This window comes from Bowmanella dokdonensis, assembly GCF_017254865.1.
Classification (GTDB): domain Bacteria; phylum Pseudomonadota; class Gammaproteobacteria; order Enterobacterales; family Alteromonadaceae; genus Bowmanella; species Bowmanella dokdonensis.
Genome location: NZ_JAFKCV010000459.1, coordinates 1 through 255 on the forward strand (window position 1 = coordinate 1; position 255 = coordinate 255).

Consider the following 255-nt stretch of genomic DNA (forward strand, 5'->3'; position numbering starts at 1 on the left):
AAGACGAAGGTGGCCGTCACACGCCATTCTTCAAAGGCTACCGTCCCCAGTTCTACTTCCGTACGACTGACGTCACCGGCTCAGTAGAGCTGCCAGAAGGCGTAGAGATGGTAATGCCAGGCGACAATCTGAAGTTCAAGGTAGAGCTGATAGCGCCGATTGCGATGGACGAAGGTCTGCGTTTCGCCATCCGTGAAGGTGGTAGAACCGTTGGCGCCGGTGTTGTTTCCAAGATTATTGACTAATCTGGATTCT

The 255-nt window shown here is 52.9% G+C and carries 1 protein-coding gene; it reads left to right on the top strand.

Translation table 11 applies throughout. The features are described 5' to 3' along the window. The coding region (locus tag J0A66_RS23295) for an EF-Tu C-terminal domain-related protein (RefSeq protein WP_500676683.1) at positions 1-245 on the top strand (245 nt) is incomplete at its 5' end. Positions 246-255: the final 10 nt, after the last annotated feature.